Raw genomic sequence first — 23,077 nt, 5'->3', positions numbered from 1 at the left:
ATGACAAACCATGAAAACATTCCACAAATGGAAATAGTTAGAGAATTTAAAAGCAAATATGGCCGAGAAATTGCACTCATGCTTATAAGTGAGCGCATTAATAATAGAAATTTAAGTAAAGAAGATAGAGATGTACATGAGATGCAACTTATCCAAGCATATATGGACCGTCAAGGTGTGAATGATAAATATATTGGCGAATTAGATATTTTGGATATGATACAAGACTTTGAAACGATGATTCAGATGTCAGTATACGCAACAAATATCTTGAAGAAAATGCAGGTTAAGAATTACAACATGGCTGATGAAATCAGTTACTTCTCACGAGAAGATGATTTAAATAATTTATATCTTGCTAAGTTAGAAATTGAAAAGTTAATCAAAGCGATCGAGAAAAACAGACCAAATTACATTAATTTTTATAAATAAAGGAGTTTTAGAATGAATTGGAATCAAAAAGATTTAATATGTGAATTTGAATTATTGAAAGACAAAATCGATGACGTGATTACTGCACATGTGTGGCATGGTGATGAAATGTTCACTAAAAGAGATTTAACAACTAAAGAGGAAATGATGACTTACGCAATAGGTTATAACGAATCTCGTATACAACATGAACATACAACTGAGTTAATGTTAGCGTATCTAAAGCAATTTGATAAGTTAATCAAAGATTTTAAAGCATTAGATATAGAAATAGCGTCATCAGATGAATGTTTGGCGACAGAATCTGACAACGCATAGAAATTTTAAAATTATACATGAGGTGATCATGCATAGACAATTTAACATGGTTACCTCTTGTATTGAAAGGAGTACAAGAGATGAAAAATTTCAACAAAATAAAATTGGATAATGATTTCGATGTTTCTATTATACAATACGATAATCTTTACGCCAACTCTTTTAGACAATTTAATACGTGGAAATGGTCTGATTGGCTGAATAAATTACAAATACCAATGAATAATTCAGATAAATATAAACGTGGTTTAGTCCTTTATGGTGATGTTGAAGATGAAGTAAAAGACGATGAAACAATTCCTAAGTACCGTAAAGACGACAATATTATTAATCGTTCAGTAATTGCACTTGATTATGATGAAATACGTGAGCAGGACTTCAAATCGTTACACAAAGCGATTTCTAAGCAATTAGAAGGCCACTCATGGTCATTTCACACCACACACTCACATACCACCGAAAAACCCAGAATACGCTTGATGGTGCCTTTAAATGAGCCTGTGAGTGCAGATGACTATCGCAAATATAGTAGAGCATTAGCAAATCATATCGGTCATAAAGTAGACGAAGCAAGTTTTGTACCATCGCAAGCTATGGCACTACCAGTAAAAAATGATAAAGATGCAGTATACATTTTTAGATACAATGATGCGCCTGCAATAATGATTGAAGAATTAGTTAAAATGTCGAGAAATCTCGATAACTCTCAAAAAGACAATCCGATCACCACCAATTACTCAAACCAGTATAAAAAACGTGATTCATCTTATTGGCGTAATATTGCATTTGGTGTGGGTGAAGGTGAACGCAATCAAACATTGGCATCATTAATAGGCTACTTATTACGCAGGTATGTCGATGCCAATTTAGTTTATGGATTAGCACTAGCATGGGCAGAACAGTGTACACCACCAATAGATGATAAAGAAGTAAATACGACATTTAAATCAATACTGAAAAAGGACAGTAAAAACAACTAGAAAAGGGGGCTTTTGTTTGGGCGTAACAAAAGAAGATGTAAATAAAGATGATGTGTTTGAATTGATAGATCAACGTATAGAAATGGAAGAACAATCAGATTGGAAAAGCCATTTAAGAATATCCCCGTCTACAGGGGCTTATAAAAAAAGCACTACAAATGGTGAAATCATTTTAACAAATGATAAAGATTTAAAAGATTTAGTTGAGTATGACACATTCGAGCAAGTCACAAAACTAAAAAGATTACCTTATTGGCGTTCTAAAACAGACAATAATTATTATTGGTCGGATATTGATACAACCCATGTTATAGCACATATTGATAAATCATTTAATATTCAGTTTAGCCGTGACACGATGGATAGTGTAATAGAAAAAGAGGCTTACAAACAAAAGGTTAACCCTATTAAATCGATGATTGAATCTAAACCATGGGACGGTAAAGAGCGCATTAAAAATCTATTTATAGATTATCTAGGTGCTGAAGATACTCACTATAATAGAGAAGTTGCTAAAAAATGGGTGATGGGTGCCGTAGCAAGAATATACCAACCCGGAATTAAATTCGACACAATGGTTATCCTGTATGGTAAACAAGGTGGAGGCAAATCAACTGTAGCAAGTAAGATGGGTGGCAATTGGTATAACCAATCAATTAAAACATTTAAAGGTGATGAAGCCTATAAAAAGCTGCAAGGTTCATGGATATGTGAAATTGAAGAATTATCAGCCTTTCAAAGTTCAACAATCGAAGATATTAAAAGTTTTGTTAGTGCCGTAATAGACATTTATAGAGCATCATTTGGTAAACGTGCACAACGTTACCCTAGACAAAGTGTGTTCATTGGTACGACTAATAACTATGAATTTTTAAAAGATAAAACAGGGAATCGCCGTTTTTTACCAGTTACTACAGATAAAGAAAAAGCAACAAAAAGTCCATTTGAAGAATTAACTCAAGATGTTGTACAGCAAATGTACGCTGAAGCAAAAGTTTATTTTGAAGAAAATCCGATTGATAAAGCATTATTACTTGATAAAGAAGCAGATGAAACAGCATTAGAAATGCAAAATGAACATTCTGAAAAAGATGCTTTGGTTGGTGAGATTGAAGATTTTCTCGAACGTCCGTTACAGTCAGATTATTGGTATCTTCCATTAGAACAAAGACGTTGGAATTTAAAAGATATTAAGAATATCGATATAGACCAATTTAAATTATACGGCGATGGTTCAGTTATCGAGTTACCGAACTTTAAGCCCGGTGCACACGAATGGCGAGATAAGATATGCGCTTTAGAGGTATGGCGTGTCATGATGCAGCGTGACGATCAACCACAACCACATCATTTAAGAAAGATAGATGAAGCCTTAAGAAACTCACGTTATTGTGGGCAATCAAAAAAACGTAAAAGATTTGGTGATGGTGTTGGATTGCAATGGGGTTTTGAAGTGGATATGTCACCATATTATAAAGAGCTTAAAGAATTAAATAATAAAAATTAATAAAGAATTGGAACATTGGAACATCAATGGAACACTAATGGAACACCTCTAATCCATTGAGAGAGTAAATGCCATGCTATAAGTGTTCCGGTGTTCCAATAATTATAAGCTAAACTTTAAAAAAAGTATTTAAAGTTTTCTATAAGTATGAGGCAAAAACAGTGGAACATTGGAACACTTAATGTTAAAAGCATGGGAGAGTAGGTTTATCAGCGTTCCATAAAGTGTGACATGGTAAGTAAAATGGAACACCAAACACTAGGAGGTCAAAAAATGACAAAAGATAATATTAAACAAAAATTATTGGAATATATAGATGGCCATGAAGAAACATCATTTGTAGAAATTGAAAGGGTCTTTGAAGAACATGGTTTCAATTATGAAGGCGATCTAACTTTAACTTGTACAAATAATGAAACGCTTATATTATGGATCAATTGGAATAAAGAAGCTATTGAGGTTGTTACGGAATTAATGGCTGAAGAAAAAATATATATGGATGCATGTCAGCCTTTATATTATCTAATTGATGGTAAAAGCATAAATTTACCAATTCCTAAAAGAGCAGGCACTAAAAAACCACATTGGCTACCAGTAGCTTTTTCCACTTTATAAAATATGTAAAAAAATGCTATAAAAAACATCGCAAAAAACGCTTTTAAGCCAGTCATACCATGTGTTTAAGGCGTTTTTTATGGTATAATATAAGTATATTCAAAATACACAAAATGAGTATAAATTCATATAAGAGGTGATGAGCTGAATCACCAAAATATTGCTTATAAAATTATGATGACACTTCCTGCGAATGTGAATAAGGTATCGGATAGATATATTAGTTCATTGGTAAGAAAACATACTAGGAAAAAGAAAGATTTTATCGAAGTAAAACGCATAATAAATCAAAAACGAAAGAAGGCATTTAATTATGGTAAAAACAGTACAAGACAATACAATCAATATCTTTGATAATCAAATCTATGATAAGGGTGTTAAGGCAAAAGAGGTTAAACAGAAGTACCATCAGCTAACAAATCGTATTAAACAGCTTAATAGTAAAATTACACATTATCAAAATAATGATGAATTTGCAGAAGCAACTAAATTAAAAGGTCTACAAGCTGATTTGGAACAAGAATTAATTGAGGTAGATAGACAATTGAATACAGATGATTACAAAGTAACCGATGAAGAATTCAAAGAGTTCTATAAGGCATATAACGAAGAAATGACAGGATTTAAGGATGAACATCAAAAACTAGCGAAAGAGATGCAGGATAAACTGCAAGATGTTGTAAAAGTGTATCGTAAAATGATTGAGAATAAAAATGAGGCTGGTCGTCGTATATCTCGTGAACGTTATGTTAAGCAAGAGAAGAACAATCCTGGTAACATTCACAACCAGTATAAAGGCCAAATGTTAGCCCACGAAATTAATTTAGGTGATGGTGATAAATACAATGAACAAACGACTCCTAGAGGATATGCATGGCAACTGGAGAAAGCATTAGATGCCGTTTCTCGTGATGAGTTCCAAAAATATCATTATGGCAAGAAACAATGGTAAGGATGTGAGTATATGCTAACAACAATCAAACAATCAGATAATAACGTTAAATATAATAAGCAAAAGAATCGAATTACAGTACAAGCACTTACAACTGATAAACCTGTAGAAATGGGAACGACCAAAACAGTAGATCCTAACTATCAGACATTTAAACCATATGAGTTAGATAACAATGTATTTCAAGCATTAAAAGACAATGACAAGCTATGTGTGATGTTAGACAACAATAAAGATAGTAATATCCTAGCATCGATACATCGTGGCAATTTAACTGTCGTAGTCAATAAAGGACTGTATGGACTGTCTATAGAAGTGGATGACAAACCAATTATGCAAGAATTTATAAAGTTAGTGCAGCAGAACAAAGTTAAGAGTGTACAAATCTATACAGATGAAGTTACATCGATGAATAAGCTTATTGAAAAGATTGGTAAAATAAAAGCAATTTCTATTAATACTAGGTAATGTAAAGTGGCATTATGACGGCGTTCATGGTATAATATAGATATTAAAGATATACTAAATCTTTAATGTTGAGCGCTCAGTATTAAAGTCTAAATTAGCCATTGGGCATTTAACTCTTGTTATTTTCATTTGTTCCTAGTTCTTCTGTACGTTGGTTTAGGCCATCACTATTAATTGGTGGTGGTCTTTTCTTAAAGTATATATGTGAAAGTAATCACAATGATATATGTGGTACGCATTCAATGTGTAGCAGATACTTCAACATAGTATATAAAAGCACATGCAGTTATAAGACCCAAGTATTAAAGGTGCAGGCAAACAATGAGCGTAGATAATAAAGCGCCATCTGTTATAAAGTGCCCAAGCATTAAAGACACTGTGTATTAAAGCACACTGCTTATTAAGGTGGATAGTTTAGAGGACTGCACAATAAAGTACGCAGTGATTAAGCTACCTACGTTAAAGGTCAGGCTATTGAACACAGAGTTTATAAGGTCATTACATTAAGTGATCAAACTCATTGTGTAAAGAGTTTCATTTGTTTGTTGTGATTGTTCATTGATAATAAAAGAGAAGAAATAAAATGTAATATAAATTGATTCAATCAATTAACTTAAATCATTTGTTCTTATTTAACTAACATTAATTGTTTGTTAATGATCTTCTGTTTAGTTTCATTGTTGATTGTGTTCAGAAGATAAATGATTTCTATTGTTATTTCAATTCAATTGTGAAGTTCAATTGTGAAGTTCATTCATCAAATCAAAAAGTAAATATTAAAGACAAAAGTAAATTGAGATTTGAATTACAAAAAAGTTTGTGAGAATAAATTTAAAAAGTAAATCGAAAACTAAATTAAGATTCTGATTTCAAATAATAAAAATAAATATTAATTATTATTATTAGATTAGATGATAAGTTACAACAATATGAGAAGCACAAACGAGTTACTAATCGTTATGACTAAGCGTGAATGGTTTGCTTATATACAATGGTGTTTGTAGCCATTTAGAGAGTGATACAGCGCATGTATAGATGATTATATATTAAGTGTTACAAGCTGTTATATAGTGCGTGAAAGCTGTTTAAATAGATAGATTAAAAGTGAAGTTTTTAGCGATAAATATACTTGAATAAAGTAAGAGTGAATAAGATGGTATGAATAATTTTAATGGGATAGATAATTTAATCGGGCAGTGAAAATAATACTGGAGATTATAAAAAAATAAAATGAAATTTGAAAAAAATAATTTCTAAATTTAAAGGGAGGCGTTGAATTTGCGCCCAGCCTTTTTGAAAACGAATTAAACGAGCCCGCCTTATCCGTAACCGAATCTTGAAATGAAAAGCTAAAATTGTGTAAAAATTCACAATATCAATAGATAAAATAGCCTAATTTAAGCTGTTTATGGCCTAATATCCGACTATTAAGCGTTTCAATGCACTATAAGGCGTTTGTCAGAACTTAATATGAACGATTATTTCAATACATAATACTAATAGGAGATGATATGAATGTCACAAAGAAAACTATTATCACAACAAAAAGCATACCGTACAAAAGATGTACAGGAGCAAAGAAAAGCTACTGAAGAAGCGATGAATAATCTGACTAAACTAGCACCAGAAGCCCCTGGTTGGCTAGATTCAGAAGCTACAAAGGAGTGGTATAGAATTTATCCACTACTTAATGAGTTGCCTGTAGCAAGCTTAGATTTGGCGTTGGTATCAACGTATTGTCAAGCCTATTCTGATTACATTAACGCTAATAAACGACTAGAAAATGAAGATTCAGTGGTTGTGACTGAAAGAGGGTCAAAACTTAATCCTAATCATACAATCAAACGTGATGCATTATCACAGTTAAATAGTATTGCGCCTAAATTAGGCCTTACAGTTGAGTCAAGACTAAAAATTATGGAACCGAAACCTAAGCAACAATATGATCCATTCAGTGAATTTTTTGAGGATGGCAAGAAACCACAATCAGTGTATGAAGAATTTGGTATGGATAATAACGATTAAATAATAACGTTCTAGGGAGGACTGCAATGATTTTAAAGAGAGGTAAAAATGTGCTTTGGTATTATGAAGAGCCTAAGATTACTGAATATGAGCTTTTAACACAGTACTCACCAATGATGATTAACAGTAAAATTCGTACGATACAAGAACAGATTAATGTTATGTATGATTTGAATGTAAGTCACATGTGTTGTGATGAAGTAGAGGGAGTGACAACTGTGTCTTATCCATTAGAGAAGTTAGTATTGTGGATTATAGAACAAAAGGATGAATTAGAACGGTTTAAAACGAATAGCACTAAGAAATTGAATTTGTTAAAGAAAATCATTCGTAGATACACACCTAGAGAACAAAAAGAAGTCATGAGATATTTCCAATCAAATGGCAGTGAGAGGCCACACAAGACGATTGATAAGCTACAAGAAGATTTGTATAAAATTCATCATCATAAGCGTGTAGAACGCAATAAACAGCGTCAGAAAGAAAGTGAAGTTATATATCGAAACTTTTTAACTGAAACGAAAGCATCATTAAATCAAGAACATGAGGAGTTAGTAATATGACTGATGTAGACTATCCTATATTAGAACGTTACATGCGCAATTATCACATAATGGTAGACACTTATAAGAATGAATCTCACAATATGGACGAACTTCAATATATGAACCTAGAATCGATTGTGAAGGGTATTACAGAGGTATACAACAATAGCCAAGTAAAAGTGCAACAGATTATTAAATTGTCATGGTGGGACGATAAAAACTATACAGACAACGTTATAGCTGATGTGATAGGTATAAGTGAATTGACGTTAAGACATGCGAAAGAAGTTATATTAAAGCGTGTGGCAAAGGCAGTAGATTATGTATGAAGTATGATAAAAAGACAGTTAAGGCGTTTATACTGAATTACTACAAGACGACGAATAATCATAATGAGTGTGATGAAGATACAACGTTGGATGACTTCTTTAGTGTGAATAATCAAGTGGAAACAGTCCCTATAGACGATAATCATATTGAAGATAGCATATTTTATAATGAGCTAGAAATGTTAGTGGAACAAGTGGCCACAGATAAGGAGTTTTGCATATTTTGGCTTTTAGCAGAAGGCAAGACTTATCAAGAAGTGGGACGTATATTTGAAGTATCTGCAGAAAGAGTTAGGCAAATATTGGATAATGTATTAGATAAGTTGGGATGATAAATAAGGGTAGGCACTTAGGTGCTTGCCCTATTTTTTTATGTTATAATTTATTTACATGTATAAGGCCTTTCTCAAATTTTTTTATATCCACCACCCACACATGTCACTGGGTGGTTATTTGATGATTTTATACGTTGGTAGTACGAAATGTTAAAAAATCTACAAAAATATCAAATTAAATGTTATGATTAAACTCCTACTACTGTCTCCTAAAAATTAAAAAAGGAGATTTAATATGATAAATATTATTTCAGCAATTGGATCACTAGGAACTTTTATTATGGCATTATTTTATTTTGTATCGGTATCAGTTCAACTTTATCAAATGAAAATTAGTTTTATACCAGCACTAGGGTTTAATCAAACCCTTTTGGAAAAAGATGAAAATAAAAATTTGAATTTAAGAAATACTACTTCAAATTCTGAAGGAAACGAAGATTATTTAAAGTTATATAACCTTGGTGGAGGAGCTGCTAAAAACATAACTGTTGAAGTTATGTTAGGTAAAGATAAGGTAATTCAAAAGAAATATATAAATATGTTACCTAGCAAGGAGAGTTATATGCTACCTATTAATAAAACTGTATTCGATGAATTGGACGATACTATTCAAAATAATGGGTACGAATCAGATATGAATATTAGGCTTACATATTATCACAATGTGAGTAGAAAGATGCAAGAAGTAGTATTAAAAGGTCATATTGATAATTTTAATACTTATGAATATAAAGAGGTATATGAGCTACAATTTATATAACTTTTTTACCTATAATTTGTTTCCAATAAGAAAATTGGGGTATTTAATTACTAAGCGACGTGGAACGCTTAACAAAGTGTAATAAATTAGCCTATCTGATTAGATAGGCTGTTTTTTATTTATTTAAAAACTCATTAAGTATTGGGTTATTATTTTCTTTTTCAATAACCACTGATAGATCCTCGGTTACTTCTTCTTTTGTATCTATTACTTTTTCTTCTATTAAACTTTCGACTCGATTAGCTACTTCTTTTGTATTCCAACCTATTTTTTCAATTTCTTTTTTGTAATCCATATGTATTCTCCTTGATTGTCTGAATTTATCTAACGATTAATTATAATTGATTATAAGAAAAATAGATATTAAGTTGATTTATACGAACAAGTGTTCTATCATATCCATGAGGTGATAATTATGGAACCCAATTTAGATTGGAGTAAAAATTTTCAAGAATTTCAAGATATTTTGAATTCAGGAATAAATCCCGAATGGTTATATAATGCTAAAGCAAATTTGATACTTAATCCAGCATATACTGGACAAGGTAAACAATTTTTCTTTACTAAAGATATTATTGAAGCCAGTAAAAGAATTCCTTTTTATTAAATTAAATATTGAAAGTAGGTATTTAAAATCAATAAACGACTTCAAAAAGAAAAACTGTGGAGTAGATATAAATACGAAGTTTTATGGCATGATCAAAACGCTTATAATGATATTAGATTTTTGATGAATAATGATGTTGAAATTGAAATAATTCAACAAAAAATTCAATATGCTCTAAATAAGCAACCTTCTAAAGGATCAATAATAAATGCTTATTGCCATATGTGGGGATATTTTAAAAAAATAAGTACTGAACAAGAAAAGCAGTTATTTAAAAAACTAAAGACAGATTTTGAAAATCATATTATAACAGAAAAAGTATTAATTGATTTTATCAAGAAATTAGCCGACTTATATGAAGTCACTTATTTAAAACAATCTACTATTATAAATAAAGCCCACCTAAATGAATAGGTGGGTTTATTTAATAAAAATATATATACATAGTAGTGTGATCTTAAATATTATTGACTATATTTATTTTGATAATATTTTAAAGCTGCTAGTTTTTGCTCTGCGTCTTCAACTTCATATTGATTATTTTCAATTGCATACATAGTTTGCTTTTCGCCAGATGAAAGACCATCACCAGTGTTTTTACGCCATTCTTGGTCAGGCATGTTCATATATGGATTATTAGGGTCATATCCGTTAGCCTGTTGATTTTCTTGTTGTGTTTGTTGCGTGTTAGCATTGTCTTGTTGTTGGTCAGTATTCATTTGTTGATTTTGTTGGTCCTGTTGATCTGAATTAGCTTGTTGTGTATTGCTAGTAGTTTGGTTTTGGTTATCTACGTTAGTTTGCTGGTCATCACTATTTTGTGATTGGCTGTCATTGCTAGTAGTTTGATTATCGTTATCAGAGTTATCTTCTTTATCAGTTTTCTTATCCTTAGATACCATTTTATTATCATCTGATTTCTTATTTTCATCTTTCTTCTTATCATCTTTTGATGATGACTTGGTTTCTTTCTTATCTTCCGACTTACCTTCTTCTTTGTCACCACATGCAGCTAATACTAAAAAACTTGCTAATAATAAAAATAAAACCTTTTTCATTCTACTTATCCCCTTTTAAAAAAATAAATTATTAACTTAATTGTACTATACATAAAAAATAAAGGTGATAACAAAAAGTTATGGTTAATATAAAAATTTAAGAATTTGTTTATATTTAATGATAATATGGACATAATTATAGAACGTCAAACGAACAACTATACGTTAATTCATTTCTCGATGCAGCACAGAGTGAATGTCAGAGTCGATAATTAAATGGATTTGGTAATTTTGGTGTAATCTTTTAAGATAGAGGTGTGATGTTACTTAAAAATCAGTAAAATTGGTCGGACAAAAATGTCTTATTAAAAGTACACACACAAAAAAGTTTATGTGCTATTACTCAAAAATGAGTATGTGGTTTGGTAGCTTAAAAAAGAGCAACCAATGTAGACGGTCAAAAATGACCACATACTTTTATCCAAAAAAAGACGATAGCAAAAGGACGAAAAAGTCTAATTGTACATAAATGAAAATCATCCAGTGGTATTAATTTTAAATTCATCTTGTATTAGTGTATTGTTTAGAAGATAATTATAAAAAAACAATAATTAAGAGGTGAGTAACATTTGGATAGATTGGATGGTAAAACTGTTATAACTATTATTGGTGTAATTGGTTTAATGATATTCGCTTTTATTTTTACGATTGGCTACATATTAAGTAATATAGATCCTGAAAATAAGTTGGAAGGTTATACAATAGCGATTAGTTTTATTGGAATATTTGCCACATTTGGTGGTGCTTATTTAGGCGCTAAAATATCAGGGGAAAAAGCAAGTAAAATATCTAGAAATCAAATGATAATGGAAGATTTAAAAATGTATTCTATTAATAATAGAAATTTTTTAAAAGATTTTGATGAGAACATAGATAAAGTTTTAATCAAGAAAATACATAATAAACGAGAATTATCAAATGCTTTAGAATTTCAAAATTATAAAATTTCTGTTTATGAATTACATAACAAAGTAGTGGAATGTAGGAACAAATATGATGGTGAATTATCTCATAGTGTGTTTTATCCTTTTGAATTGTATAGAATTAAACTTCATTATTTAAAGGATTATGTAAAAAATATCGAGAATAAAATGGTGAAAAAATATAGAGAAATCATTTATAAAGAAATAAGTAAAGAATTTAAACAAGATGTTGACAAAAACCATTTGATACTTAAGGGATATGATAATTTTAACAAAGTTTTTCTTAAACCAAATAGAGATAATTCAGTTAATTTTGTTGAATGTAGAATTGAAATCATACAAAATGAAGTTACTATATTAGATACAATAAAAATGAAGAAAATTTAACAAGATATATAAATGAAAATTATGACCCTGATTATGTTTCTTTTCAAATAGGAGAAGATGAAAATTACGTCTATGAAAAAGAAGGTAAATATAAGGAAGAAACAATAAAACTTGAAATAGAAAAATTTGATGAAATAAACCGAATAGTAAATTATGCACAGAATGAATTGACAGAGATCTTAGCTGAAGTTAAACTTTACTATAAAAAAATGATTTTCAAAAATGAAAATGATTTAAATGAATATATTTTAGGATTTTATGAGAAATAACATCATAAAAAGATAAAATATTATTTGTGTGAAATCATTGTAGTTGATAATTTATTTTTGTAATTTCAACTACATTTATTTAGAGAATATAAATCTCACGCATACGGGAATGAATACGTAATTGAATACGTAAATTTTAAAATGTTGTAAATTAATGAGATTAAACAAAATAGTAAAACACTGATTTATCAACTGTTCACAAGTGTTACAAAACTATAAAAAATCACTGCTTCATCGAGTGGGAATAATATATAGAATGATGAACCCCCTTAAGTCTTTGGCTTAAGGGGTGTTTTTGTGGTTAAAGGAGGAAGTAAAGAGAAGAATAATTTGTGTATACTTATCTAAAAACAGTATATGTAAGACAATTATCATCAAAGGAATGATTCAGGTAGCAAAATGCTCATATACAAGGTTATAACCTATTTAAGAATGAAAAATAGTACAACTATAACTATGAAGATAAAAATAAGATTATTGATAATGATGTGCTTTCTGTGAATGAGATTCTACATTTATTATCTAATGCAGCAGTAGGGGAAGAAACTAAACTAAAAGAAGTAGTCACCAAACGTGGTGAATATGTTAAGAATCCAGACACAGGCAAATAAAATATCATATACAATGAAAGTGTTGAGATGGTGGAAGTACCTATTAAGATAAGTGATCGTTTAAAAGCGCGTGATCTGTTTGGCAAATACCACACACTATTTACAGATAAGTATGAACTCACTGGAGATACACCGGTAATCATTAATGTAGGTGAGTGGGATGATGAAACAGAAGAGGAAATGGATAAGAGATACCCTAATAGAACTAAAATTATTGATGATGTTCCTTTGGAGGATTAGGATAAGCCATTCACCAGTATAAGTTCTGGTGGGTAGTTTTATTTAATCTTTACACTACCTTAATTGAATTGAGTATTAATTGTGTAAATCTGTTATTGGTAATGTTGTTTGTAAAGTGATTTGGGAGGAAATTATAATAAAGGAGATTTTTATTTTAAAATCAAAAATATCTTTGGAACTTTTATTATGAGTGCAGTTTTATTAACTTCGGTTTCACCATTAGCAAATGCGGAGGAAGTATCCCAAACGAATTATTATAATCAAAATACAGAAACACAAAAAGAAAATAAAGCGTTAGACGAACTATTTAAAAACCCTGAATATGTAAACCAAAAGACAACTGAAAATCTACCTAAAAACCTTAAAGAAGGAACTTCGGAAAGAATTGGTGGCTCATTTGCAGTTAAAAAGGGTATTAAGGCAATGATAAGCAATAAAAAAACTGTTTTTTTCTGGTGTGAAGGAGTTAAGCCCTAGAGCTGGGAAGTCATTAGAGAAAAGATGGGACAAACATGTTGAGCCTACTTTGAATAATATCTTGAAACAAGAAGAAGCAACTTGGGGAAATGTTGAAGGTCAAGTCGCTCAAGCATTAATGGGAACAGGTATTAAGGATTCAACTGCTCGTAGTATAGGTTATTGGGTATCAACAGTAGGACAGACTTTAATATAAAGATATGGAAGTGATTTCATGAATAATGAAGAATTAGAATCGAAGCTATTACTAATAAAGAATTCTATAGATGTGCTACAAGAGCATTTGGCTCCAGACCTAATTACTAAGGATTTAGTGTTGTTACGCTATTATTACTCTGCAAATGAAATTAATAAATTGAATTTATATTTATATAATTTAGCAGTAAATAATGAAGTAGTAACAAAAAAGCAATTTCAAGAGAAACTTAGTGAAATAAGAGAAATGCCTGAAATACCACTTCGACAAGTAGAAGAAGTATTAAAAGGCTATAAAAATAGTGATTTATATGTTGAATTGATTGAAAGTATTTTAGCCCAATAGGACATTTACTTATGTACTTGTCCTATTTTTTTATGAGTAGAGACAAATGACAATTTAACACTTATGATTTTAAATATCTAAAAATTAATGATAGAATACAATTAGATTAAGCTTAATTCGATATGTAAAACGATTAATTAATCATTATTATTGAATTTCAAAAATTATTGGAGTGATTTTCATGGCAAAACCATTATTTGAAACAACTGTCATAAGTAATGGAGGAAGAGATGGAAAAGTTTTTAGTGAAGATAATACATTTTATCAAGACTTAGCTGTTCCAAAAGAAATGGGTGGCAACGGCGTTACAGAGTCAAACCCTGAACAGTTATTTGCAGCAGGTTACAGCTCTTGTTTTAACAATGCGCTAATGCATATTTTGAAAGGTGCAGGCAAAGGTACAATTGAGCCAGAAGTACGTGCGACTGCTTATTTATTGCCAGATAAATCTGATGGCGGTGTGAAATTGGCAGCTGAATTAGATGTATTACTTAAAGATCTCAGCCAAGAAGAAGCGGAGATGTTCGTTGAAAAAGCGCATAATTATTGTCCGTACTCGAAGGCACTAAAACACACGATTGATATTGAAATTACTGTAAGCGTTAATTAAGTAAAGTGATGCAAAAAGCTAGATAAGATTTTTTTGGAATTTTATCAAGCAGTCATATATTTATATAACCGTATCTTAATTGGTACGGTTATTTTTTATGAAACAATATAATTCAACTAAACGTTTATGTACGTTTATTAAGAAAAAATTATCAATTTGATCATAAACACATTGGTATAAATCAGAAAATATTTTTTGGAATTTAGCACTGTATTTTTAGTGATGATGATATTGTTACATCATTAAATAATGGGTCACCCTCAGTGGAAGCATCAACATTCTTAACAATAATTTTATAATTTGGAGTGGCAAATATGCCTAAATCACAACAAGTATTAGTTGGTATATGTCTAATATTATTTAGTTTTAATTTTATAGCCCCTATTATTGGAACAATGCTGCATATTAAAATATTAGAATTTAGCTCACCTCTAATCAAAACTGTACAATTCGTTTTTGTCATAATTTTTGGCATTTTTACATATCGACAAATTAAACGTAAAGGTTTCTAGAAGAGTAAGATTAAAATACTATATGATTGGAGTTTTAATATGTCTATGCCAACCATAGTCATGCTGATACTTACTATAATGATGCTGTTATTTGTATTTGTTTTTGGTCTATTACTTGATAAACCAGTGATATACATGTTTATTGCGTTGTTTGTTCATTCAACGCTTTTATTCATCATTCGTTACTTCTGGCAAGGAAAAGAATTTGGAGAAGCATTTACACATTCTTTTGATTTCATTACCATAACAATTGTTATTATATTTATAATTTTGAAAGTTCATAAAGCAAAATCAAGTGAATAATACGCTTAATTATAGGTTTACCTACTATTGATAAAACGAAGAGTGTATCTTTTATATAAAAGTACAATCAGAATAGACTAATAAAATTTGAAGATCAGTGTTATGGGAAATTATAAACACCTAAAATACCATTTTAAAATAAGATTGAATCATATTTAATCATATAAAAAGAGTTGGGAACATTGCTAAGGTATAGTTTCCAGCTTTTTTTATTTTGACTTAAACATTTTGACAGATTTGATATTATCAATATTTAAATTTAAAACTTACATATTATTACTATTTTCTATCTATATTTTTACTTAAACGGAAATATTCCCCTAATAAATGACTCCTTGCAATATTATGGTAATTAGTAATAAATCCATAAATATTCGTTATTAATTTATAAAATATATTGTATACATACAACAGATAACTTCTTGGTAGTTAAGGAAAATTTTATATTACGAAAATTCACTTTACCAGTAATAATGAGGGAGATATTCATATTACAATAACTTAATTAGAAAGGAAGTTTTAAAATGAAAAAGGTACTATTATCTACAGCTTTATTAATGACAGTTGTACAATTTAGCAGTCAAGGGGCAAATGGTGAAGAGATTCCTCATGGTATTTTACATAAGGATGGAAGCTTTACAGAACCAAATGTGTTTCCACATAAAGATATAGCAGAGGTTGAAAAACCGATAGAGTTAAAGGATGGTACGAAGAAAATACCACATGGTATTTTACATAAGGATGGAAGTTTTACAGAACCAAACGTGTTTCCGCATAAAGATATAGCAGAGGTTGAAAAACCGATAGAGTTAAAGGATGGTACGAAAAAAATACCACATGGTATTTTACATAAGGATGGAAGTTTTACAGAACCAAATGTGTTTCCGCACAAAGATATAGCAGAGGTTGAAGAGCCGAAGGAATTAGAAGATGCTACGAATGAATTTAATCATAAATCTAATAGTGAGACGTCATTGTACAATAATGCACTAAATGAAAAATTAAAAGATGAAGGTGTTTTAAACCCTAAAAATCCAGGAATAGAAAGTGATCGATTTAATAAAAATCAGCAGTTAGACGCTTCAAAAAATAATGATTTCTCAAAAGTTAACTCTGAAGTAAAAAATTCAAAAAATAGCGTGAAGCACAATGCAATAAAAGAATTACCTGATACAGGCATGATTTCAGATAATAGAACACTAACCATTTTTTTAGCGAGTATCTCATTGATTACGGGTAGTTTATTATTATGTAAACGTGTTAATTTTAAAGTTTTTCAAAAATAAGACATTTTAGGTATTACTATATGTGATAATCTTACAGTGATACCATTTTGAATAGCATTAACAAAAATTCAAATATTATGATGTGGATGTATTCACAATCGTGTACTTTCCATAAGATATTCATAGCTGAAACATTATTATGTTTCAGCTATTGTTTTTATTTCAAATATAGTTTAAATTGGGATATTTTCAATTATAATAAGTTAGATTATTTACAAACAATTCACGTTTTAAAATGTATGATATTATAAAAATATAATTCGAAGTATCTTTTTGAACTTGAACGAATAATAATCAGTTATACAGTACATTTTAGGAGAGGTAAAATGAAAACGATTGGCATTATTTTAGGGATTTTAGTTATTCTTTCTTGGCTATTTGTAATAAAGGAATATAAAAATGGAAATCAGGACACTCATAGAGCTCAAAATGTTATGTTATTAGCTTGTTTGTTAACTATAATTATGACCGTTTTACAATTATTTTATTAGCCGTTCGTGAAAATAGGTTTGTAAATGAACAAATAAGTAATGCTGTATAGAAGTCTAAACATATTTTCCTATACAATAAACTTAAGACTGAGACTTAACTTTATTGTAAAGAATACCTACGCCACAGCTGCTATATCCTAATTGATAATCGAATTTAATGATTTCGATATAGGGATTTTCCTCTAAGAATTCATTAACTTTCTTGTTTAGGCCTTTTTCTGTCATAGCTGTTAAATTTACAAATTTCATATGATGACTCCTTTACTATTTTTGTTTTTATTATATTATACAGTATTTTAGAAACATACTTTTTACAGTTCGAGTTTTAATTCAACTATATCATTGCTCATTTATGGTAGAAAGTTACCATATTTTGATTATTCGATTACAAATTTGAATTAAGTAATAATAGGTAAAATCCTGTTGCCATAACTGCAAACAAACACCACATAAAGCGACATTGTTTACCATTCATTGCTGCCGTACCTTCTTTTTTAGCTCGTCTAATAAGTTTGATATGTAAAAGTATTGTTGAATTTGAAGCATATACAAAAACGAAAATAATACCTAAAAGTGTAAGTAAAAATAGTTGCACAATACCCCTCCAACTTTATGATATTTAGCCCATATAATTTTAAAAATAACCACGTACAATGTTAATTATAAAATAACACATATGTTTTTAGGTTGTAATAAAAATTTGAATTAATATTTTTATATATATTTAATTATTAAAAATCTTATGGTACGATGTGGATTAAATGAGACGATATCTTGGGGGTTCAGTCATGTCAATGATACTGTTAAGCATTGTTTTAATCGTTAATTTTGTTGAAGCGTTGTATTTAGGAATCAAATTTATTCGGTTGAAAATGCGTAATGCACCAGATCAAGCGTATAAAGATTTAGTGAGTTCTCCGTTTTGGTTAATGTCACTCATTATTTCGATTATCTTATTTGTGATTGCATACATATTAAGTTGAAAAACGCAAAGATGTGGTTTAGTGGGATTTTCTATATTTATAAATAAAAAGTTATTGTATTTGTGATGCCCAATTTTTTAAAACTATACAACAGACTGTCTTTATTTCATTTTAAATGAATTTCAGTATAGGAATAATGTAAATTAACATAGCGAAAAAAGGGAGTAATCCAATGAAATTTTCATCTATATTAATCAGTATGATAACTGGTTTGCTTATGTTTTTAGTGACGTTTTATACTAGCAATCATGCTGTTATACCATCATTAGTTATGGGAATTGTCGGTTTAATAACAAATATATGGATTGGTATTGATGCAAAAAAACGATTATAAGCGTTGAAATGATAGAAAAATATTAGAAGTATCAAAGACTGAGGCAAATGTTGTCTCAGTCTTTATTTTATCATTCAGCAATTTTTGTATTTATGAATGTTATTATGGTGGTATTACTATCAAAACTTAGGAATCTATTTTATGCATCATCAATCCAATAAGGAATAATGAACTGTTAGACGATATCATCTTATACTCATAGAATATAATGTATTTTAATAGTATAAAATAATGAAATGTTTTAAAAATTTTTAAAAAGGATAGATATAAAATAGGTTCATTATAAGGAGATGATGTATATGGTTTCGGTGTTTTTAGAAACGATATAGAGAATCGATAATATTTTATAAATTTATTAAATTACTTCCTTGAATTATAAGTATAAAAAAGAATGATCTAAATTAAAGTTTAAAATATCATTTCAGGGTATAGATGTAATATATAACTTTTGGAGTAATTTTATTTTATTGTAAGTGGTACGGCATGATTTATTGTTTTACGTTTAGTGTCAAAAAGATAGCATGTAACCTTAATATGAGATGGATTTTGTGAATGAAGTGGGGGATATGTATGGTTAATTATTACAATAAAGATATCAAAATTGATAGAACTAATGAGATGCGCACGGATGAAATTTCTAAAATGATTGAAGAGGGTGGACTTGGTGCTGATCAATATTATGTTATAGATAAGTATCAGCCTAACCATAAGAGATTAGTAGAAAATATCGATCAATTTCGGCAAGAATTAGTTCAAATGGATAATGATGATTTGGTAGACATTTTGATTATTAACACTCAAGAAAATACAAGTTCTAAGTATAGCCAAGCATTAATGATTATTAAGCATGAAATAGTCAAAAGAATGAATAACTAAGGTGTAGTCACTAAAAAATTACAATCAAAGCGCACAAGTTAGAAAACATATTTTGCAAATAAATAATTCTATCTTGTGCGCATTATTATATTATTAGCTCATCAAAATAATATTTTTATTAAGTGTATTGTTTTGATTCATAATGTGATGTTTAAAGGTGATTGAATGCTTTTTTAGGTACTTTATTTTTAGGCACTTCTTTATAACTTTGGACATGCCCAAGTTCGGTGTCTAATTTTAAGTAATGATTTGTTTTTAATGGTTTTTCACCAAAACCATTAAAATCTAAATGTCTTTTTTCACCTTTTTTGTTATATCCATTTTGCTTATAATTATATGTGACAAGAGTTTCTCCATCATCACTTTTGTTGTGCTCAACTTTTGTTGGCTTTTGAGTTTTTACATAATATGCTTCATTAGTAATGAGCGGATTTAATTTGGCAAAACTAACAACATCAGGATTGTCCGAATGTTTTTCTGCATAAACTTTCCAGCCAAAAAGGCCGATAAAAACAATGATAATGATAACAAAGATATTTAGAAGTACTTTTACAAACCTGTTCATACTTATTACCTCCTTAAAGTAACTATCTATAATGTAAAAGTTATTTGATTTGTTCGCTATATTTTTAAGTTACAAAAATGCATTTTAATATAACGATTTTGTCATTTTCATATTCAATTAAATTATATATTTCAAATGGATTATATTACTAAAAATAAAGTGCAAAATATATTTATTTGAAAATAGGGGTATACAAAGGTCTGATTATTCGTTATACTAGGTATTAAGTAATTTAGTTCGTGAAATTGATTTGTAGTTTTATTCTTTTGAATTTACTCCTTTTGATTTTTTAGACAGATTACAAATTTTTGTGCAAAAGCACTTGGAGGATTTTTATTATGAATAACGGTACAGTTAAATGGTTTAACTCAGAAAAAGGTTTTGGTTTTATCGAAGTAGAAGGCGGAAACGATGTATTCGTACACTTCTCAGCAATTAACCAAGACGGCTACAAATCATTAGAAGAAGGACAAGCTGTTGAATTCGAAATCGTTGAAGGCGACCGTGGACCTCAAGCAGCTAACGTTATTAAATTATAATAACGCATAAAAAAAGACGAGCAACGCTCGTCTTTTTTTATTTGTCTTAAAATCGATCTCTGAAGTTATATACATGTATTTACTTTAAAAGGTGTTAATTCAAAGTCAACTTGTTAGTTATGACTCGGATTTGCACCTATTTTTTTACTACCAATAAAATATTAATGACTCTTGCAAGATTGCTTAGCATTAATACATCATTTGAAGCCAATTTTATAAAAGAATGGTAATAGCCACAAACAGCAGCATAAAAATTAATTTTTGGGTGTATGCATGTAGAATAATTTTTAACATCATTTTGGGTTGAAATAGAGCCTTTTTTAAGTACTTCAATGAGAAATTACATATAAATACGTTGTATTTTGACGAGACTCTTGGGGGAGCAGGACAAGTTGAAGACTACAAGCTGAAGTTGTCCCCTAAGAAAGTGAGTCAACAATACGAAATATTGAATAATAAAATAGCTATGAAAAAATCTATCGTCATAGATTTCTTCATAGCTAATCTTAGTATGTTTTTTACACCGTTCAAGTTGTTGAAGCGTTGCTACTTTCACTTAAATAGATTTAATATTATACTTCACGCGTATTATCCGCTTTATTTTTTGTTTTTATCAGTAGTGTTAATATAAAACCAATAATTAATAATAGCGTAGTGAATGCAAATGCTGCGTCGACACCTTGTACAGTCGCTTGTTGTGCAATATCTGCTTTGGACTGATGCTTACTTGGAACATAGTTTGTACGAACAATTGCCATAATTGTAATCATAATGGCAGTACCAATCGCACCTGCAATAATTCTTAAAGAATTAATAATCGCAGTACCGTGTGAAATATTTTTACTTTCTAATGCGTTAATACCAATTGTATTCAGTGGCATTATAATCAATGCTACAGCAAACATTCTTATAGCGTAAATGACGACAATATACCAATAAGGTGTGTCTGAAGTTAAGAAACAATGTAGTATTGTCATAAAAATTAAAAGGACAAATCCAGGAATCGCCAATACTTTCAAGCCATATTTGTCATATATTTTCCCTGTATAGACGGACATGAATGCGTTGACTACTGCACCTGGTAAGATAACAAGACCTGACAGAATTGCAGATAGACCTAAGCCTGATTGGACATAAATTGGAATCAATAATGCTGGGCCTACAATTCCGATAAATAATACCATAGATGAAAATGCAGATAGTGAAAATGTACGATTTGTAAATACGCGCATATTTAATAGTGGATTATCGATTCTAATTTGTCTTGTTACGAAAATGGTAACAATTAAGATTCCCACAATAAGTGAAATAATAACGATTGGTGATGTGAAACCTAAGTTGCCTGCGCTGCTAAAGCCGTAAAGCATTAAACCAAAACCTAATGTTGAATATATAACAGAAGTTTTGTCTAATTGTGTATGTTTGGTTTCGTTATTACTTTCTACAAATATCGCACCTACAATAAATGCGATAATCGCAATAAAAGCTACCACAATAAATGGTGCTCTCCAGCTAAATGTATCAATTAAAAATCCGGTTAAGGTTGGTCCGATTGCTGGGGCTGATTGTGCTACTATACCGGTAAGTCCCATTGCAAATCCACGTTTCTCAGAAGGGAACAGTGTAAATACAGTGAATTGCATAAGCGGTAAAAGTATCCCTGCACCAATCGCTTGAATCACACGTGCAAACATGAGTAAGCCAAATGTAGGTGAAAGTGCTGCAATGATTGAACCAATTAAGAACGCGCTCATAGAAAAAATATAGAGCGGTCTTGTGTGAAATCGATCCATAAGAAAGGCTGTTAGTGGAATCATGATACCATTCACTAACATAAAGCCTGTAATCAACCATTGAGCAGTTGTGTCAGTTATTTCTAATCCCGTAATAATTGCTGGTAGTGCGGTATTGAGCAATGTTTGATTTAGCATCGCTACAAAAGCACTACTTAGCATAACTAATATAATCGTATTTCTTTTTTTATTAGATATAACATTCTCCGACATTATAAATGCATCTCCTTTTTATAACATCCCATCGATAAATTTTAATTATTTTAAGTTAGCAAAGCAAACCATTCGGTTTAAAAAATTAATATTTTTTGCAAAGAATTTTTAGAGAAAATGAATGCATAGATAATATAGGTTGGAATTGCTTGTTTTAGAGGTAACATAAATCACTGTTGTTTTATTAATGGAA

32 protein-coding genes and 1 pseudogene are annotated in these 23,077 nt (G+C 29.8%); 27 read left to right on the top strand and 6 right to left on the bottom strand.

The window, feature by feature from the left end; genetic code table 11:
- The 12 genes from KA833_RS11040 (at position 1) to KA833_RS10985 (ending at position 9,266) form a co-directional block, all read left to right on the top strand.
- Positions 1 to 432, top strand: coding sequence for a hypothetical protein (locus KA833_RS11040; protein WP_245336296.1), 432 nt, complete (start codon positions 1 to 3; stop codon positions 430 to 432).
- A 12-nt stretch (positions 433 to 444) separates the two neighbouring features.
- Positions 445 to 750 carry a type II toxin-antitoxin system toxin TscT gene (gene tscT, locus KA833_RS11035; RefSeq protein ID WP_204171028.1) on the top strand — a complete coding sequence of 102 codons (306 nt, stop codon included), beginning with the start codon at positions 445 to 447 and terminating at the stop codon, positions 748 to 750.
- 80 nt (positions 751 to 830) lie between these two features.
- Positions 831 to 1,730, top strand: a complete 900-nt coding sequence (locus tag KA833_RS11030; protein WP_210128359.1) for a primase alpha helix C-terminal domain-containing protein — start codon at positions 831 to 833, stop codon at positions 1,728 to 1,730.
- Between the two features lie 82 nt (positions 1,731 to 1,812).
- Entirely contained in the window at positions 1,813 to 3,237 is a 1,425-nt protein-coding gene (locus KA833_RS11025) for a virulence-associated E family protein (protein ID WP_210128388.1), read from the top strand.
- Positions 3,238 to 3,510: 273 nt separating this feature from the next.
- Complete coding sequence (locus KA833_RS11020; protein ID WP_210128360.1) at positions 3,511 to 3,852, top strand: pathogenicity island protein; 342 nt, start codon at positions 3,511 to 3,513, stop codon at positions 3,850 to 3,852.
- 313 nt (positions 3,853 to 4,165) lie between these two features.
- Positions 4,166 to 4,804 (top strand): hypothetical protein, encoded by a 639-nt coding sequence (locus KA833_RS11015; protein ID WP_210128361.1) that lies wholly within the window; start codon positions 4,166 to 4,168, stop codon positions 4,802 to 4,804.
- Positions 4,805 to 4,816: 12 nt separating this feature from the next.
- A complete protein-coding gene (locus KA833_RS11010) occupies positions 4,817 to 5,272 on the top strand; it encodes a hypothetical protein (protein ID WP_011303606.1) in 456 nt (151 codons plus the stop codon).
- A 1,515-nt stretch (positions 5,273 to 6,787) separates the two neighbouring features.
- Complete coding sequence (locus KA833_RS11005; RefSeq protein ID WP_210128362.1) at positions 6,788 to 7,297, top strand: phage terminase small subunit P27 family; 510 nt, start codon at positions 6,788 to 6,790, stop codon at positions 7,295 to 7,297.
- Positions 7,298 to 7,323: 26 nt separating this feature from the next.
- A complete protein-coding gene (locus KA833_RS11000) occupies positions 7,324 to 7,860 on the top strand; it encodes a pathogenicity island protein (protein ID WP_210128363.1) in 537 nt (178 codons plus the stop codon).
- Positions 7,857 to 8,171, top strand: a complete 315-nt coding sequence (locus tag KA833_RS10995; RefSeq protein WP_069796046.1) for a hypothetical protein — start codon at positions 7,857 to 7,859, stop codon at positions 8,169 to 8,171. The genes KA833_RS11000 and KA833_RS10995 overlap by 4 nt, the downstream gene beginning before the upstream one ends.
- A complete protein-coding gene (locus KA833_RS10990) occupies positions 8,168 to 8,503 on the top strand; it encodes a sigma factor-like helix-turn-helix DNA-binding protein (RefSeq protein WP_210128364.1) in 336 nt (111 codons plus the stop codon). The genes KA833_RS10995 and KA833_RS10990 overlap by 4 nt, the downstream gene beginning before the upstream one ends.
- A gap of 238 nt (positions 8,504 to 8,741) precedes the next feature.
- On the top strand, positions 8,742 to 9,266 hold the full coding sequence (locus KA833_RS10985) for a hypothetical protein (RefSeq protein WP_069796055.1): 525 nt from the start codon (positions 8,742 to 8,744) through the stop codon (positions 9,264 to 9,266).
- A 115-nt stretch (positions 9,267 to 9,381) separates the two neighbouring features.
- Here KA833_RS10985 and KA833_RS10980 read toward each other — a convergent pair whose 3' ends face one another.
- Positions 9,382 to 9,561 carry a hypothetical protein gene (locus tag KA833_RS10980; protein WP_210128365.1) on the bottom strand — a complete coding sequence of 60 codons (180 nt, stop codon included), beginning with the start codon at positions 9,559 to 9,561 and terminating at the stop codon, positions 9,382 to 9,384.
- Between the two features lie 120 nt (positions 9,562 to 9,681).
- Here KA833_RS10980 and KA833_RS10975 point away from each other — a divergent pair, with 120 nt between their 5' ends.
- Positions 9,682 to 9,873: a hypothetical protein gene (locus KA833_RS10975; protein WP_069796059.1), complete on the top strand. Its 192-nt coding sequence runs from the start codon at positions 9,682 to 9,684 to the stop codon at positions 9,871 to 9,873.
- Between the two features lie 27 nt (positions 9,874 to 9,900).
- Positions 9,901 to 10,287 carry a YbgA family protein gene (locus KA833_RS10970; RefSeq protein ID WP_069796061.1) on the top strand — a complete coding sequence of 129 codons (387 nt, stop codon included), beginning with the start codon at positions 9,901 to 9,903 and terminating at the stop codon, positions 10,285 to 10,287.
- A gap of 50 nt (positions 10,288 to 10,337) precedes the next feature.
- Here KA833_RS10970 and KA833_RS10965 read toward each other — a convergent pair whose 3' ends face one another.
- Complete coding sequence (locus KA833_RS10965; RefSeq protein ID WP_210128366.1) at positions 10,338 to 10,931, bottom strand: hypothetical protein; 594 nt, start codon at positions 10,929 to 10,931, stop codon at positions 10,338 to 10,340.
- A 569-nt stretch (positions 10,932 to 11,500) separates the two neighbouring features.
- On the opposite strand from KA833_RS10965, the gene KA833_RS10960 reads away from it, so the two are divergent.
- From KA833_RS10960 to KA833_RS10925, 9 genes and pseudogenes are all read left to right on the top strand, one after another.
- Positions 11,501 to 12,241 carry a YrzE family protein gene (locus tag KA833_RS10960; protein ID WP_210128367.1) on the top strand — a complete coding sequence of 247 codons (741 nt, stop codon included), beginning with the start codon at positions 11,501 to 11,503 and terminating at the stop codon, positions 12,239 to 12,241.
- Between the two features lie 679 nt (positions 12,242 to 12,920).
- Positions 12,921 to 13,361, top strand: a pseudogene (locus KA833_RS10955) (terminase small subunit); the annotation flags it as partial.
- Between the two features lie 186 nt (positions 13,362 to 13,547).
- On the top strand, positions 13,548 to 13,838 hold the full coding sequence (locus KA833_RS13920; RefSeq protein WP_245336295.1) for a hypothetical protein: 291 nt from the start codon (positions 13,548 to 13,550) through the stop codon (positions 13,836 to 13,838).
- Between the two features lie 49 nt (positions 13,839 to 13,887).
- Complete coding sequence (locus tag KA833_RS13915) at positions 13,888 to 14,034, top strand: hypothetical protein (RefSeq protein ID WP_245336294.1); 147 nt, start codon at positions 13,888 to 13,890, stop codon at positions 14,032 to 14,034.
- Positions 14,035 to 14,052: 18 nt separating this feature from the next.
- Complete coding sequence (locus KA833_RS10945) at positions 14,053 to 14,379, top strand: hypothetical protein (RefSeq protein ID WP_210128368.1); 327 nt, start codon at positions 14,053 to 14,055, stop codon at positions 14,377 to 14,379.
- 181 nt (positions 14,380 to 14,560) lie between these two features.
- Positions 14,561 to 14,989, top strand: a complete 429-nt coding sequence (locus KA833_RS10940) for an Ohr family peroxiredoxin (RefSeq protein WP_046207036.1) — start codon at positions 14,561 to 14,563, stop codon at positions 14,987 to 14,989.
- Positions 14,990 to 15,540: 551 nt separating this feature from the next.
- Entirely contained in the window at positions 15,541 to 15,804 is a 264-nt protein-coding gene (locus KA833_RS10935; RefSeq protein WP_245336293.1) for a hypothetical protein, read from the top strand.
- 524 nt (positions 15,805 to 16,328) lie between these two features.
- A complete protein-coding gene (locus KA833_RS10930; RefSeq protein WP_210128369.1) occupies positions 16,329 to 17,090 on the top strand; it encodes a hypothetical protein in 762 nt (253 codons plus the stop codon).
- Between the two features lie 326 nt (positions 17,091 to 17,416).
- Entirely contained in the window at positions 17,417 to 17,581 is a 165-nt protein-coding gene (locus KA833_RS10925; RefSeq protein WP_186821097.1) for a hypothetical protein, read from the top strand.
- An 81-nt stretch (positions 17,582 to 17,662) separates the two neighbouring features.
- Here the strand turns inward: KA833_RS10925 and KA833_RS10920 are convergent, their stop codons facing one another.
- Positions 17,663 to 17,830 carry a hypothetical protein gene (locus KA833_RS10920; protein ID WP_164987248.1) on the bottom strand — a complete coding sequence of 56 codons (168 nt, stop codon included), beginning with the start codon at positions 17,828 to 17,830 and terminating at the stop codon, positions 17,663 to 17,665.
- A 136-nt stretch (positions 17,831 to 17,966) separates the two neighbouring features.
- The gene (locus KA833_RS10915) at positions 17,967 to 18,176 is read right to left on the bottom strand and encodes a hypothetical protein (RefSeq protein WP_046207033.1); all 210 of its coding nucleotides are present in this window, start codon (positions 18,174 to 18,176) and stop codon (positions 17,967 to 17,969) included.
- 193 nt (positions 18,177 to 18,369) lie between these two features.
- Between KA833_RS10915 and KA833_RS10910 the strand changes: the two genes are divergently transcribed.
- From KA833_RS10910 to KA833_RS10900, 3 genes are all read left to right on the top strand, one after another.
- Complete coding sequence (locus tag KA833_RS10910; RefSeq protein ID WP_046207032.1) at positions 18,370 to 18,564, top strand: hypothetical protein; 195 nt, start codon at positions 18,370 to 18,372, stop codon at positions 18,562 to 18,564.
- A gap of 172 nt (positions 18,565 to 18,736) precedes the next feature.
- On the top strand, positions 18,737 to 18,898 hold the full coding sequence (locus KA833_RS10905; RefSeq protein ID WP_186297052.1) for a hypothetical protein: 162 nt from the start codon (positions 18,737 to 18,739) through the stop codon (positions 18,896 to 18,898).
- Positions 18,899 to 19,468: 570 nt separating this feature from the next.
- Entirely contained in the window at positions 19,469 to 19,774 is a 306-nt protein-coding gene (locus tag KA833_RS10900) for a hypothetical protein (RefSeq protein WP_046207031.1), read from the top strand.
- 151 nt (positions 19,775 to 19,925) lie between these two features.
- Here KA833_RS10900 and KA833_RS10895 read toward each other — a convergent pair whose 3' ends face one another.
- Complete coding sequence (locus KA833_RS10895; RefSeq protein WP_046207030.1) at positions 19,926 to 20,339, bottom strand: YxeA family protein; 414 nt, start codon at positions 20,337 to 20,339, stop codon at positions 19,926 to 19,928.
- A 338-nt stretch (positions 20,340 to 20,677) separates the two neighbouring features.
- Between KA833_RS10895 and cspD the strand changes: the two genes are divergently transcribed.
- Complete coding sequence (cspD, locus tag KA833_RS10890; RefSeq protein WP_019469926.1) at positions 20,678 to 20,878, top strand: cold-shock protein CspD; 201 nt, start codon at positions 20,678 to 20,680, stop codon at positions 20,876 to 20,878.
- Between the two features lie 572 nt (positions 20,879 to 21,450).
- On the opposite strand, the gene KA833_RS10885 is transcribed toward cspD, so the two are convergent.
- The gene (locus tag KA833_RS10885) at positions 21,451 to 22,884 is read right to left on the bottom strand and encodes an MDR family MFS transporter (protein ID WP_210128370.1); all 1,434 of its coding nucleotides are present in this window, start codon (positions 22,882 to 22,884) and stop codon (positions 21,451 to 21,453) included.
- Between the last annotated feature and the right edge of the window lie 193 nt (positions 22,885 to 23,077).

The sequence above is a fragment of the Staphylococcus sp. GDY8P67P genome (assembly GCF_017892545.1).
Taxonomy (GTDB): Bacteria; Bacillota; Bacilli; order Staphylococcales; family Staphylococcaceae; genus Staphylococcus; species Staphylococcus ureilyticus.
The sequence above is the reverse complement of the archived record's forward strand: the minus strand, read 5'-3'. Positions and strand labels throughout refer to the sequence as shown.